Here is a 12687-nt window from a genome sequence, read left to right as displayed (position 1 = left end):
ACGAAGGTCTGGCAATTGCGGCGCATTTAGGCCATGTTTAGCCCGGTAACCCAATGCCAGACATGGATTTTTTCACACAGGGACGGACAACGCTCGACGCGTAGCGAACACAGGCAGACCCGAGCGACAGACTCGTGGCCGCTATAAGGACGGTAATGAAACGAATTTTGCTACTGATCGCCATCCTGGCAATTGCGGGTTGTGCGGCGACTTCGGAAACTCAAGTCAAGCGCGGGAAAAAAGGGCTGCATATCAACTGCTCGGGGCTATCGTCCTCCTGGGACAAGTGCTACGCCAGTGCCGCCAACGCCTGTTTGCCGAAAGGCTACAAGGTGATTGCCAAATCCGGTGACGCCGTCGAAGAGCCCGGCGATTATCCGTTCGGTCTCAACCCTGCTGGCTACACCAGCCGCAGCATGATCGTCATTTGCAAATAGCTCAGCGTGGTTCGGCCATCTGACGGCCGATCTCGTCATGACTGGACTTCAGCACCGCTTTCTGAATGTCCGGCGTGACCAGCATGCGCGCCACTACCAGCGCGCCGACACATTGCGCCAGAATCGACCACGCTAGGCTGTCGCTTTCCAACATCTGAGCCCAGCGCTCGTGCAACCGACAAATCCACAATTGCGCTTGCTCACGCACCTGCTCATCCGAGCGGGCGATTTCCGCGCCCAGCGCCGGCAAGGCGCAACCGACTTCCGGCTGTTCGACGTGGGTCATGCTCAAATAGTGTTTGAGACAGCGTTGCAATCGCTGACGATCCTGCTCGCCCTCCCTACCCCCGCCCAGACGCTCAAGGCTTTGGCTCAGCTCGCGTTCGACAATCGCCGTGAACAGTTCATCTTTCGAGGAAAAATGGCTGTAGAACGCCGCGCCGCTCAAGCCGATCGCTTTCATCAACGCATCGACGCCGACCGTTGAAAACCCCGAGCGTTTCGCCGACAGCGCGCTGCTCTGCAATAACCTCTCTCGGGTTTCCAGCTTGTGACTGGCGGAATAGCGCATGGATTTGCCCTCGACTCGATGACCTTGACGTTGCCCGGATCCTAGCATAACGTTCGTTCACTTAACGATCGTTTAATAAAGGGATTCACCCATGAATAACAAAAAGGTCGTATTGGTGGTTGGCGCTGGAGACTCAACGGGCGGAGCGATTGCCAAGCGTTTTACCCGGGAGGGATTCATCGCTTGCGTCACGCGGCGTAGCGCCGACAAATTGCAACCACTGGTAGACGCGATCAACGCTGAAGGGGGTGAAGCCCACGGTTTCGCCTGCGATGCGCGCAAGGAAGATGACGTCGTCGCACTGATCGAAGACATCGAAACCCGCCTCGGCCCGATCGAAGCCTTCGTCTTCAATATCGGCGCAAACGTGCCGTGCAGCATTCTCGAAGAAACCGCGCGCAAATATTTCAAGATCTGGGAAATGGCCTGCTTCTCGGGCTTCCTCAATGCCCGCGAAGTGGCAAAACGCATGGTAACCCGTCAGCGCGGCACGATTCTGTTCACCGGTGCGACCGCCGGGCTGCGTGGCGCTGCGGGGTTCGCTGCGTTCGCCGGGGCCAAACACGGTATTCGCGCGCTGGCGCAAAGCATGGCGCGGGAATTAGGACCGATGAACATCCATGTCGCCCATATCGTGGTCGATGGTGCTATCGACACCGACTTCATACGAACCAGTTTCCCCGAGAAATACGCGACGAAAGATCAGGACGGCATTCTCGATCCCGAGCACATAGCGGAGAACTACTGGTACCTGCACAGTCAGCCAAGGGACGCATGGACCTTCGAACTGGATCTGCGCCCATGGAATGAACGCTGGTAAACCTTCGCCATAACCACTCGCCATAACAATAAGCAGAGAGACGCGATAATGAGCAAAGCAGTAGAGTTCTATTTCGACCTCGGCAGCCCGGCCACCTATCTGGCTTACACCCAGTTACCGAAGATCTGCGCCGAAACCGACAGTGAGTTGCGCTACATTCCGATGCTGCTCGGTGGCGTGTTCAAGGCGACCGGCAATGCCTCACCGGCGATGATTCCGGCTAAGGGTCGCTACATGTTTCAGGATCTGGACCGCTATGCAAAACGCTACGCAGTGCCGCTGAAATTCAACCCGCATTTTCCGATCAATACGCTGATGCTGATGCGCGCAGTGACGGGCATTCAGCTTCATCATCCCGAACGTTTTCAGGCTTTTATCGACTGCCTGTTCAAAGCGCTTTGGGTTGAAGGACGCAGCTTGAATGAGCCAGCAACCGTAGCGGCCGTATTGATCGAACACGGTTTCGACCCGCAGACAGTGATGGCATTGGTCAATGACGAAACAGTCAAAGCAGCCCTCAAGGACAATACCGAAACCGCCGTTAAACGCGGTGTTTTCGGCGCACCGAGCATGTTTGTCGGCAACCAGTTGTTCTTCGGACAGGATCGATTGGATTTTGTCGAAGCGGCGTTGCGCCAGCTCTAAAGCAAAGCAAACACCCGGGCGCTGGCTACAGCGCCCGGGTGTCAACGCTTAAATGGCTGCGGTCCGCGTGTTCAGCCATTCCAATGCAGCGCCTTCCAACAGTGGGCTTAAACGTTCACGCACCTCGGCGTGATAGCCGTTGAACCACTGTTTCTCATCTTGTGTAAGCAGAGCAGGCAACAAGCAACGCGTGTCGATCGGACACAGCGTCAGAGTTTCGAACTCGAGGAACTCACCGAACTCACTGCTGCCCGCCTCGCGGTTCATCGCCAGGTTTTCGATGCGCACACCCCAACGCCCCGGACGATAAGTGCCCGGCTCGATGGAAGTGATCATCCCCGGCTGCATGGCCGTCTGTGGCGCGGCCGCGGCCTGGTAGGCAATGACTTGCGGACCTTCATGGACGTTGAGGAAATAACCCACGCCATGACCAGTGCCGTGACCGTAATCGACGTTGTCTGCCCAGATCGGCGCACGCGCGATGGCATCCAGCAACGGTGAAAGAATGCCTTTGGGGAAGCGTGCCCGCGACAGGGCAATCACGCCTTTCAACACCCGTGTGCAATCGTGTTTCTGTTCTTCGGTCGGCGTGCCGACGGGCACCATCCGCGTGATATCAGTGGTGCCGCCCAGGTATTGCCCGCCGGAGTCGATCAGCAGCAAGCCGTCACCTTCGATCAGCGCATGCTCTTCTTCCGTGGCATGGTAATGCGGCATGGCGCCGTTGGCGTTGAAAGCGGCAATGGTATTGAAGCTCAGCGAGACGTAATCCGGACGCCGCTCACGTGCAGCTGTCAGCTTCTCGTCGATGGTCAATTCGGTAATGCGTTCGCGTCCCCAGGCCGATTCCAGCCACGCGAAAAACTCGCACAGCGCTGCGCCGTCCTGCTCCATTGCCCGACGGATGTGCTGCGCATCCGCTTCACTTTTCTGCGATTTGGCGAGCGTGGTCGGGTTCAAGCCTTCAACCAGCTTCACTTCGCTGTCGAGGTTGTCCAGCAGGCCGGTAGTCACTCGCGCCGGATCGACCAGCAGGCTCGCGCCCTTCGGTACGTCACGCAAAGCATGCGCAACGTCGCTGTAGTCGCGCAGCGTCACGCCATCCTGTTCCAGCACTGCGCGCAAATTCGCGTCGACTTTGCTCAGCGCGACGAACAGCGTCGCTTGCTGTTGACTGATCAAGGCAAACGAGACAAACACCGGGTTGAATGACACGTCGCCGCCGCGCAGGTTGAACAGCCAGGCGATGTCATCGAGGGTGGCGATGAAATGCCAGTCGGCCCCGCGCTCCTGCAAGGTTTCGCGCAATCTGGCGAGTTTTTCGCCACGGCTGACGGTCGCCTGCGGTGGCAAATGCTGATAGATCGGGGCATTCGGCAAGCTCGGGCGGTCGCTCCAGACGTCTTGCAGCAGGTCGATGTCGGTGCGCAGACGTGCCCCGCGTGCTTCGAGCTTGCTGTTCAAGGTACGCGCCGATGCCACGGCCATTACCGCACCGTCAACCGCGACCACACCACCTTCCGGCGTCTGTTCGGCCAGCCAGTCCAGCGGGCTCGGCTGCCCCGGTTGCAACTTGACCAGTTCGATGCCGCTGCCCTTGAGTTCCTTGGTCGCCTGTTCCCAGTAGCGGCTGTCGGCCCAGACCCCGGCGAAATCGGCGGTGACGATCAGCGTGCCGACCGAACCATGGAAACCCGACAGCCACTGCCGACCCTGCCAGTAGCCCGGCAGATATTCCGACAAATGTGGGTCGGCGGACGGCACCAGCAACGCATGGATGCCTTCGCGGCGCATCAGTTCGCGGGTGTGCGCCAGGCGCTGGGGCACCGATCCTTCGGTCAAGGTCTGGGTACTCATCATGTCTCCTGCTAACCACTTCATCGTTATTGTTCGTAGCCGTTTATCCGGCTCGTTTAAAGGCCTGTTGCCCAGAAGGCCGGGGCACTGGCGCAGGCGCTCTTGATCAGTTCAACAGCCTTGTCGACATCCTCGGCGGTGGTGAAGCGGCCAAGACTCAAGCGGATTGTACGGCCGGCGAGATGCGCGTCATGCCCCAGTGCCAGCAGCACGTGAGACGGCGCGTTACTTGCCGAATTACACGCCGACGTCGCGGAAAAAGCGATCGACTGGCTCAACGCCGCACTGTTGAATTCACCTTCGCTGAAGGTCAGGCTCAAGGTGTGGGGGATACGCTGGGTGGCACAGCCGTTCAGGCGTACGCCCGGCAGGCTCAGCAATTGTTCGAGCAGGCGTTGGCGCAGCGCGACAATGGTTGTTTTCTCTGCGTCGAAGGCTTCGGCGGCGAAGGCAAACGCGGCGCCCATGCCGGCAATCTGGTGAGTTGCCAACGTCCCGGAACGCAACCCACCTTCGTGACCACCGCCGTGAATCTGCGCCTGCACACGCTGCTGCGCGCGCGGGCCGACGTACAACGCGCCGATGCCTTTGGGGCCATAGAGTTTGTGCGCGGAAAACGACATCAGATCCACCGGCCATTGCCCCAGATCGATGGCGACTTTGCCGGCACCCTGCGCGGCGTCAACGTGAAACAACGCCCCGCGGGCCCGCACGACTTCGCCAATCGCTTGAACATCATTGACGGTGCCCAACTCGTTGTTGACCAGCATCAGCGACACCAGAAAAGTGTCATCGCGCATCGCTTCGCTGACCGCCTGCGCAGTGATCAAACCATTGGCGTCGGGCACCAGACAGGTCACGGCGACGCCGCTGTCCTGCAACTGGCGGGCGGTATCGAGGATGGCTTTGTGTTCGATCTGGCTGGTAATGATGTGGCCGCCAGGCACACCGCGCGCCTGCGCCACGCCCTTGAGGGCCAGGTTGTTGGATTCGGTGGCGCCGGAGGTCCAGACGATCTGCTCGGCTTGGGCGCCGACCAGTCCGGCGACTTGCCGGCGCGCCTGCTCGACCGTGTGCCGGGCCTGCTGGCCGAAGGCATGGGAGCTGGAGGCCGGGTTACCGAAATTGCCGTGAAAACCCAGACACTCGATCATCACCTGGATGACCCGCTCGTCCACCGGGGTGGTGGCGGCGTAATCGAAATACAACGGACGTGTGTTCATAAAAGACTCGCAGAGCGTGTTCCGGGATCAGGAGGCTCGTGTCTGCAAACGGCACGGCGCAGCCTTGTGAGCTGCGCGTCGGTTCGAGAGCGTCATCAATACCTGATCGGATGCCGTTAAAGAAGGACAACTTCATTTAAAAGTGCGTAGGAACGCTCCTGAAGCCGAGCTTAACAGGCATCCGGCCTGCGGTTGAAGCAATGCGTCAGCTAAAGCTTTCGAGAAGTAACGGGTACAGGGAAATCACCAGCAGCGCGGCCATGCCCCAGTTGAACACGCGCAACCAGCGCGGCTCCTTCAGTACGTTGCGCAACAGGGTTCCGCAGGCGGCCCAGACACCGACGCTTGGCAAGTTGATGATGGCGAACACCGCAGCGATCACCACAACGTTAATGAAATAACCCTGCATTGGCGTGTAGGTGCTGATCGCGCCGATGGCCATGATCCAGGCTTTCGGGTTGACCCATTGAAACGCCGCGGCACCGAGATAGCTGATCGGCCTGGCCTCGCCTTCGACGCTGTCACCAACCGGCCCCGAGTGGGCGATTTTCCACGCCAGATACAACAGATACGCCGCGCCGACGTAGCGAAGAACCGTGTAAAGCAACGGATAGTTCTGAAACACCGCGCCCAGGCCAAAGCCCACCGCAACGACCAGCACGAAGAAGCCGCAGGTAATGCCGAGCATGTGTGGAATGGTGCGGTTGAAGCCGAAGTTCACCCCCGATGCCAACAACATGGTGTTGTTCGGCCCCGGCGTTATCGAGGTGACAAGGGCAAACAGGGCAAAGCCCAACAGCAGATCAAGCGAGAGGGTCATAGCGGGCAGTCCGTCAGGGTCATTCAGAGGTAGACCCTATCCCACTGCGCCCGCCCGGCCCACGGACAGTTGCGGAAAACTTGCAGCAGTACAGTTGCGTTTCAGCTTGGGCGACCGTGCAGCTGTACGGCACGCTCAGCGCTCATTTCGCCTTGCTGATCGAACCCGTAGGATTTCTGTGGCTGTCCCAGCAGCGCGGCTTTTTTCGCGTGGTATTCGTCGAAGGACAGGCCGCTGCGGTTCAGTGCTTCCAGCGCCAGTTCGCGGGACTCTTCGGCGGTGTAAGGGCGCAATTCCGGCGCGACATGGCCGGCACATCCGGCGAGTACGGAAACAGCGAGCAGCAGCGAAACAGTCAGTAAACGATTCATGGGAGCGTCCTGGCGAGCAGTGTTGGTCGATGTAGAAAGGCTACGCCGCGGCACGCTCGCGCAGAAATCAACGCTCTCAATAGTGGCTATCAGTAATTCGCCACGGCCAGTAATGAATCGCCAAATCGGCCTAACCGAGCAACCGGCAATGCAGCGCGTCATCGTGGCTACGCGCGATGCTGCTGAGCACCTGGAACGAATTGAAGGTGATGGTTTTCGCCCGATGACGGCGGATCAGTTGCCAGAAATCCTGCTCACCGGTCTCGAAACTGCGAAACGCCGCCTCCCCCGCCTCGCGGGTCTGCCATTGCAGAAACCCCAGCACGCGCCGGCCATCGTCGCTGGCTTGCACACTCGCGCTGACAAATCCTGCATAACGCTGGGCCAGGCGCTCGGTTTGTAGCGCCAGTTCCGCCACCAGGGCTGGCTGCTGGAGCGGTTCGATTTCAAATTCGATCAATTGCGTGAAGCTGCGGTTTTGCGCGGATGCTTGCATGGTGTCCCCACTCATCGTCAGGCGAATCTTGCGACTCGAAGGCCAGCAGGGTAAAACCTCCAGTTAAGTCAAGGTCAAGAGCTGTTTCCAATGATCAGTAAAGAACAGGTGCGTAAACCGTTGACCGTCGGTGAAGTGGCGGCGCGCAGCGGCGTCGCGGTCACGGCGCTGCATTTTTATGAAACCAAAGGCTTGATCAAGAGCCAGCGCAACGCGGGCAATCAACGCCGCTATGGGCGTGAGGTGCTGCGCCGGGTGGCGCTGATCAAAGTGGCGCAGCGCCTGGGCATTCCATTGGCGCAAATTGGCGACGCGCTGCAAATGCTCCCGGATGATCGCGCGCCGACGGCAGCCGACTGGAAGATCCTCTCCGAGCGCTGGCGGAAGGAGCTGGATGAGCGCATCGAACAATTGCTGTTACTGCGTGACCGCCTCGACGGTTGTATCGGTTGCGGCTGTTTGTCGATGGAGGCCTGCCCGCTGCGCAATCACGGCGATGTGCTCGGTGAACAGGGTCCGGGGCCGCATTTTCCCAACGATTGACGGCTCGTCGGGCAAACGTCTGCACTGCGCCGAGCGTTCTATAGTGGTTTTTCCACCCGTCTGGTGGAGCCCATTCCGTAGAACAAAATCAGGGAGAACGTCATGAGCGTCAAACCCATTCCCGAGGGGTATCACAGCATTACCCCGTACCTGGGCATTCACAAAGCCGCCGAGGCCATCGATTTCTATAAAGAAGCCTTCGGCGCCACCGAGGTCATGCGCCTGGCCATGCCCGACGGCTCCATCGGTCACGCCGAGCTGCGCATTGGCGACAGCGCAATCATGCTCGGCTCGCCCTGCGATCAGGGGCCGTTGAGCAATCCGGAGCAAGCGGTTTCGGTCGGTTTGCATCTGTATGTGACCGATGTTGATCGATCGTTTCAACAGGCGCTGGACGCCGGGGCGACGACGGTGTCCGAGGTCCAGGATCAATTTTATGGCGATCGCAGCGGGACGTTGAAGGATCCCTATGGGCATCTGTGGTTCCTGGCTACGCACAAGGAGGATTTGACTGAAGAGCAAATCAAGCAGCGGGCGATGGAGATGTTTCAGCAGAGTTGAGCGTTCGGTGTCTGCACCGGCGCTATCGCGAGCAGGCTCACTCCTACACTTGGAATGCATTTCAACTGTAGGAGTGAGCCTGCTCGCGATAGCGCCGGCAAAGGCAACTCAAAACTCCCTGAACACAGTTCATGAACCTGCTCACCACGCTTTAGCCCTTGCCACACACTCCGGACAATTTCAGGATGCATCCAACAAGAACCCTGAAAGAAGGACTCACCCGATGTTCGCCGGATTCCGCAAAGACCAGCGTCACGTCAACGGCGTCGACATTGCTTACCGCATCGGTGGCAGCGGCCCAGGATTATTGCTGCTGCATGGCCACCCGCAGACCCATGTGATCTGGCACAAGATCGCCGAGCAACTGGCCGAGCATTTCACCGTGGTCGCCGCCGATTTGCGCGGTTATGGCGACAGCGGCCGTCCGCCTGCGGATGACGCGCACAGCAATTATTCGAAACGGCAAATGGCTCGCGACAATGTCGAGTTGATGCAGTCGCTGGGTTTGGCGCAGTTCTCGATCCTCGCTCACGACCGCGGCGCGCGGGTCGCCCATCGTCTGGCGCTCGACCACGCCGAGGCCGTGCAACGCATGATGCTGCTGGACATTGCGCCGACCCTGTCAATGTATGCGCAAACCAACGAAGCCTTCGCCCGCGCGTATTGGCACTGGTTCTTCCTGATCCGCCCGGCGCCACTGCCGGAAACCCTGATCGAAGCCGATCCTGAAGGCTATCTGCGCAGTGTCATGGGCAGTCGCAGTGCCGGGTTCAAGCCGTTCACCGATGAGGCGTTTGGCGAATACCTGCGTTGCCTGCGACAACCGGGCAGTGCGCGCGGCCTCTGCGAGGATTACCGCGCCAGCGCCAGCATCGATCTGGTGCATGATCGCGCCGATATCGCCGCCGGACATCGACTGAATCTGCCGTTGCGCGTGCTGTGGGGCGCGGAAGGCACCGTCGGGAATTGCTTCGATCCGCTGAAGGAATGGCAACAGGTAGCCGCCAATGTCAGCGGCCAGGCCTTGCCCGCCGGCCATTACATCGCCGAAGAAGTCCCCGAATTACTGCTGGCCGAAGCGCTGGCGTTTCTGCGTTGAGCCGCGCCTGCACAGCGCGGTGCTATGCTGGCGGCTCGTCCCGCCAGTGCCCGTTTTGCCATGTCCCGGAATAAAGACGCCTTGCCCCTGCCTGAAGATCTGCGTGTACTGCTCACGGTGATTCGCAAGAACGGTTTCGCTGCCGCGGCGGATGAGTTGGGGCTGTCACCGGCCTATGTCAGCAAACGCATCCAGATTCTCGAAAGCACCCTCGGCACGCGTTTGCTGCACCGCACCAGCCGTCGCGTCTCGCTGACCGAAGATGGCGAGCGCGTGCAACGTTGGGCGCTGCGCATTCTCGATGACTTTCAGCAATTGCACGACGAATTGTCCGACGCCCACGCCAGCCCGCGTGGGCGTTTGCACATCTGCAGCAGCTTCGGCTTCGGCCGCAATCACGTAGCGCCGGCGGTGTCGCTACTGGCAGAACGTTATCCGCAACTGGAGATTCGTCTCGACCTGTTTGACCGGGTGGTCGATATCATCGACGAAGGTTTCGATCTGGAGATTCGCGTGGGCGATGACCTTCCCGGCCAGCACATCGGCCGCAGTCTGGTCAGTAATCGCCGCGTGCTGTGCGCCGCCCCCGCTTACCTGCAACGCCGCGGAACACCGCAGACCCTCGAGGACCTGCAAGCGCATGACTGCCTGGTGATCAAGGAGCGCGACAACGCTTTCGGCATCTGGAATCTGGAGGGCGACAACGGCGTGAAAGACGTGCGGGTCAGCGGGCCGCTGTCCTCGAACAATGGCGAGATCGTCCTGCAATGGGCGCTGGACGGCCGCGGGATTCTGCTGCGTTCATTGTGGGACGTGAAAACGCTGCTGGAGCAAGGGCGTCTGGTGCAGGTGCTCGACGCTTACAGCCAGAGCGCCAACGTCTGGGTGGTGTACCCGACGCGCCTGGCGCATTCGGGGAAATTGCGCGCGTGTGTGGAGTTTCTGCAAGAGCATTTCAAAAGCTTGTCGCTGTAACTGCAAACACCACCATCCCCTGGAGTGAGCCTGCTCGCGATAGCGGTGTGTCAGACACAGCAACACTGACTGATCAACCGCTATCGCGAGCAGGCTCACTCCTACAAGGGGATTAGTGGTGAGTCAGGCGAGCCATGGGTTGCTGGCCAGATGCTTGCGCTCAAAGGCCTCGATCTGCTCGCGCCGCTGCAAGGTGCTGCCGATCGCATCGAGTCCCAGCAGCAACGCGCTTTTGCGCAAGGTGTCGATCTCAAAACCCACAACCGAGCCATTGGCCAGGCTGATCTGCTGCGCCTCAAGGTCAATGCTGATCCGAGCCGTTTCCGGCTGTCTGGCCAGCCGACCAATCCGCTGCACCTGCGCCTCGTCCAGGGTGATCAACAACACGCCGTTACGCTGACAATTGTCGTAGAAGATCCCGGCAAAGCTGCTGCCGATCAGCGCGCGGATGCCCATTTGCTGCAACCCCCACACGGCATGTTCACGGCTGGAGCCGCAGCCGAAATTCGGCCCGACCACGAGAAACTTCGCCTCCTGCCACGCCGGTTGATTCAGCACGAAATCAGGGTCGGGCCGGCCATCGCGCAGAAAGCGCAGATCGAAGAACACCCCGCGATCCAGACCCTGGCGATCAATGCCCTTGAGGAATTGTTTGGGCATGATCACGTCGGTGTCGATATTGGCCGCCAGCAACGGCGCGGCCTGGCCGCTGACTTGCGTGAAGGGTTGCAGGCTCATGGGCGTTCTCCAAAATCGCGGACATCGGTGAGTCGGCCGCTGATCGCTGCGGCGGCGACCATCGCCGGGCTCATCAGGTGGGTGCGCGCCCCGGCGCCCTGACGGCCTTCGAAATTGCGGTTGGTGCTGGAGGCGCAGCGGTCGCCGGGCGCGAGCACATCGTCGTTCATCGCCAGGCACATCGAACAACCGGACTGGCGCCATTCGAAGCCAGCGTCGATAAAGATCCGCGCCAGCCCTTCCGCCTCAGCCTGGGCGCGGACTTCGCTGGAACCGGGTACGATCATCGCCCGCACGTGCCCGGCCACTCGCCGGCCATCGACGATGCGGGCGGCGTCGCGCAAATCTTCGATGCGCGCATTGGTGCACGAGCCGATAAAGGCGTGGCTGATGGCGATCTCGCTGAGCGCCATGCCCGCTTCGAGGCCCATGTAATCGAGGGCGCGGCGCATGTCCTGACGCAGGATCGGATCGCTGATCGCTTGCGGGTCCGGTACACGCGCGCCAATGGCTGCCGCCTGATCCGGGCTGGTGCCCCAGGTGACCATCGGCTCGAGGACGCTGGCATCGAGGTGGATCTCGCGGTCAAACACCGCGCCCGGATCACTGCGCAGCTCACGCCACTTTTCCACGCCCTGCTCCCACAACGCGCCCGTGGGTGCACGCGGCTTGCCCTTGAGGTAGGCGAACACCTTGTCATCCGGCGCCATGAACGCGCCGCGCGCACCGGCCTCGACCGCCATGTTGCAAATGGTCATGCGCGCCTCGACGCTCAAGCCAGCGATGGTCGAGCCGCAGAATTCGATCGCGTAGCCGCTGGCCCCGGAAGCGCCGATCCGGCCGATGAGCGCCATGATCACGTCTTTGGAGGTCAGGCCCGGTGCCAGCGCGCCGTCGATGGTCACGTGCAGGGTTTTCAGGCGTTTGTAGATCAGTGTCTGTGACGCCAGCAGGTGCTCGATCTCGGAGGTGCCGATGCCAAAACCGAACGCACCGAGGGCGCCGTAGGTCGTGGTGTGGCTGTCGCCAGCGGCAATCACCATGCCCGGCAGAATGAAGCCCTGCTCCGGGGCGATCACATGTTCGATGCCCTGACGCTTGTCGAGGATGTCGAGCAATTCGATGCCGAAGTCCCGACAGTTTTCTGCCAGATAGGACACTTGCCGGGCGCCGCCCGCGTCGGGCATGGCGGCAATCCGCAGCGGCGCAGTCGGGTTGACGTGATCGACCACCGCCAGCGCCGTGCCCGGCCGCCACACCTTGCGCCCGGCCGCACGCAAACCGCTGAAGGCCTGCGGGCTGGTGTATTCGTTGATCACCTGGCGATCGATATACAACAGCACATGGCCCTGATCGTCGAGACGACAAACCGTGTGCGAGTCGATGTGTTTGGCGTAGAGGGTTCTGGCGGTCATCACGGGGCGCTCATCAGGGAATCCGGTGATGCCCATCATAGGGAGCATGCACGGGCCATCAATTGGCAGACGGTGATGGCGTCATTCATGAAGCGTGTTCGATCCAGACACAAACA

15 protein-coding genes are annotated in these 12687 nt (G+C 60.5%); 7 read left to right on the top strand and 8 right to left on the bottom strand.

Features of this window, described 5'->3' with window-relative positions; all coding sequences use genetic code 11:
- Positions 1-155 precede the first annotated feature (155 nt).
- Positions 156-437 carry a hypothetical protein gene (locus BLU24_RS10490; RefSeq protein WP_090284785.1) on the top strand — a complete coding sequence of 94 codons (282 nt, stop codon included), beginning with the start codon at positions 156-158 and terminating at the stop codon, positions 435-437.
- Between the two features lies 1 nt (position 438).
- Here the strand turns inward: BLU24_RS10490 and BLU24_RS10485 are convergent, their stop codons facing one another.
- A complete protein-coding gene (locus BLU24_RS10485; RefSeq protein ID WP_093099844.1) occupies positions 439-1008 on the bottom strand; it encodes a TetR/AcrR family transcriptional regulator in 570 nt (189 codons plus the stop codon).
- A gap of 91 nt (positions 1009-1099) precedes the next feature.
- Here BLU24_RS10485 and BLU24_RS10480 point away from each other — a divergent pair, with 91 nt between their 5' ends.
- Complete coding sequence (locus BLU24_RS10480; protein ID WP_093099841.1) at positions 1100-1828, top strand: SDR family oxidoreductase; 729 nt, start codon at positions 1100-1102, stop codon at positions 1826-1828.
- A 48-nt stretch (positions 1829-1876) separates the two neighbouring features.
- Positions 1877-2473 (top strand): 2-hydroxychromene-2-carboxylate isomerase, encoded by a 597-nt coding sequence (locus BLU24_RS10475; RefSeq protein ID WP_093099839.1) that lies wholly within the window; start codon positions 1877-1879, stop codon positions 2471-2473.
- Between the two features lie 48 nt (positions 2474-2521).
- Here BLU24_RS10475 and BLU24_RS10470 read toward each other — a convergent pair whose 3' ends face one another.
- The 5 genes from BLU24_RS10470 to BLU24_RS10450 form a co-directional block, all read right to left on the bottom strand.
- Entirely contained in the window at positions 2522-4330 is a 1809-nt protein-coding gene (locus BLU24_RS10470) for an aminopeptidase P family protein (protein WP_093099837.1), read from the bottom strand.
- 56 nt (positions 4331-4386) lie between these two features.
- On the bottom strand, positions 4387-5553 hold the full coding sequence (locus BLU24_RS10465) for an aminotransferase class V-fold PLP-dependent enzyme (RefSeq protein WP_093099835.1): 1167 nt from the start codon (positions 5551-5553) through the stop codon (positions 4387-4389).
- Between the two features lie 205 nt (positions 5554-5758).
- Positions 5759-6373, bottom strand: a complete 615-nt coding sequence (locus tag BLU24_RS10460; RefSeq protein WP_093099833.1) for a LysE family translocator — start codon at positions 6371-6373, stop codon at positions 5759-5761.
- 101 nt (positions 6374-6474) lie between these two features.
- Positions 6475-6744 carry a hypothetical protein gene (locus BLU24_RS10455; protein ID WP_090284800.1) on the bottom strand — a complete coding sequence of 90 codons (270 nt, stop codon included), beginning with the start codon at positions 6742-6744 and terminating at the stop codon, positions 6475-6477.
- A 130-nt stretch (positions 6745-6874) separates the two neighbouring features.
- Positions 6875-7240, bottom strand: coding sequence for an antibiotic biosynthesis monooxygenase (locus tag BLU24_RS10450; protein WP_090284802.1), 366 nt, complete (start codon positions 7238-7240; stop codon positions 6875-6877).
- 90 nt (positions 7241-7330) lie between these two features.
- Here BLU24_RS10450 and soxR point away from each other — a divergent pair, with 90 nt between their 5' ends.
- The 4 genes from soxR to BLU24_RS10430 all read left to right on the top strand — a co-directional run bounded on the left by soxR (position 7331) and on the right by BLU24_RS10430 (position 10418).
- Entirely contained in the window at positions 7331-7783 is a 453-nt protein-coding gene (gene soxR, locus BLU24_RS10445; RefSeq protein WP_093099831.1) for a redox-sensitive transcriptional activator SoxR, read from the top strand.
- A 102-nt stretch (positions 7784-7885) separates the two neighbouring features.
- Positions 7886-8344, top strand: coding sequence for a VOC family protein (locus BLU24_RS10440; RefSeq protein WP_093099829.1), 459 nt, complete (start codon positions 7886-7888; stop codon positions 8342-8344).
- A gap of 223 nt (positions 8345-8567) precedes the next feature.
- A complete protein-coding gene (locus BLU24_RS10435; protein WP_093099827.1) occupies positions 8568-9443 on the top strand; it encodes an alpha/beta fold hydrolase in 876 nt (291 codons plus the stop codon).
- Between the two features lie 24 nt (positions 9444-9467).
- Entirely contained in the window at positions 9468-10418 is a 951-nt protein-coding gene (locus tag BLU24_RS10430) for a LysR substrate-binding domain-containing protein (protein WP_093099825.1), read from the top strand.
- A 123-nt stretch (positions 10419-10541) separates the two neighbouring features.
- On the opposite strand, the gene leuD is transcribed toward BLU24_RS10430, so the two are convergent.
- The gene (gene leuD / locus BLU24_RS10425) at positions 10542-11156 is read right to left on the bottom strand and encodes a 3-isopropylmalate dehydratase small subunit (RefSeq protein ID WP_093099823.1); all 615 of its coding nucleotides are present in this window, start codon (positions 11154-11156) and stop codon (positions 10542-10544) included.
- Positions 11153-12571, bottom strand: coding sequence for a 3-isopropylmalate dehydratase large subunit (gene leuC / locus BLU24_RS10420; RefSeq protein WP_093099821.1), 1419 nt, complete (start codon positions 12569-12571; stop codon positions 11153-11155). The genes leuD and leuC overlap by 4 nt, the downstream gene beginning before the upstream one ends.
- Positions 12572-12687 lie beyond the last annotated feature (116 nt).

The sequence above is a fragment of the Pseudomonas sp. Z003-0.4C(8344-21) genome, assembly GCF_900104975.1.
In the GTDB taxonomy this organism is placed as follows: Bacteria; Pseudomonadota; Gammaproteobacteria; order Pseudomonadales; family Pseudomonadaceae; genus Aquipseudomonas; species Aquipseudomonas granadensis.
The sequence above is the reverse complement of the archived record's forward strand: the minus strand, read 5'-3'. Positions and strand labels throughout refer to the sequence as shown.

Coding starts and splice junctions, on each gene's coding strand:
- BLU24_RS10490 (WP_090284785.1), top strand. CDS start 156: ATGAAACGAATTTTGCTACTGATCGCCATCCTGGCAATTGCGGGTTGT.
- BLU24_RS10460 (WP_093099833.1), bottom strand. CDS start 6,373: ATGACCCTCTCGCTTGATCTGCTGTTGGGCTTTGCCCTGTTTGCCCTT.
- leuC (WP_093099821.1), bottom strand. CDS start 12,571: ATGACCGCCAGAACCCTCTACGCCAAACACATCGACTCGCACACGGTT.
- BLU24_RS10485 (WP_093099844.1), bottom strand. CDS start 1,008: ATGCGCTATTCCGCCAGTCACAAGCTGGAAACCCGAGAGAGGTTATTG.
- BLU24_RS10465 (WP_093099835.1), bottom strand. CDS start 5,553: ATGAACACACGTCCGTTGTATTTCGATTACGCCGCCACCACCCCGGTG.
- BLU24_RS10450 (WP_090284802.1), bottom strand. CDS start 7,240: ATGCAAGCATCCGCGCAAAACCGCAGCTTCACGCAATTGATCGAATTT.
- leuD (WP_093099823.1), bottom strand. CDS start 11,156: ATGAGCCTGCAACCCTTCACGCAAGTCAGCGGCCAGGCCGCGCCGTTG.
- BLU24_RS10430 (WP_093099825.1), top strand. CDS start 9,468: ATGCTGGCGGCTCGTCCCGCCAGTGCCCGTTTTGCCATGTCCCGGAAT.
- BLU24_RS10475 (WP_093099839.1), top strand. CDS start 1,877: ATGAGCAAAGCAGTAGAGTTCTATTTCGACCTCGGCAGCCCGGCCACC.
- BLU24_RS10440 (WP_093099829.1), top strand. CDS start 7,886: ATGAGCGTCAAACCCATTCCCGAGGGGTATCACAGCATTACCCCGTAC.
- BLU24_RS10470 (WP_093099837.1), bottom strand. CDS start 4,330: ATGAGTACCCAGACCTTGACCGAAGGATCGGTGCCCCAGCGCCTGGCG.
- soxR (WP_093099831.1), top strand. CDS start 7,331: ATGATCAGTAAAGAACAGGTGCGTAAACCGTTGACCGTCGGTGAAGTG.
- BLU24_RS10455 (WP_090284800.1), bottom strand. CDS start 6,744: ATGAATCGTTTACTGACTGTTTCGCTGCTGCTCGCTGTTTCCGTACTC.
- BLU24_RS10435 (WP_093099827.1), top strand. CDS start 8,568: ATGTTCGCCGGATTCCGCAAAGACCAGCGTCACGTCAACGGCGTCGAC.
- BLU24_RS10480 (WP_093099841.1), top strand. CDS start 1,100: ATGAATAACAAAAAGGTCGTATTGGTGGTTGGCGCTGGAGACTCAACG.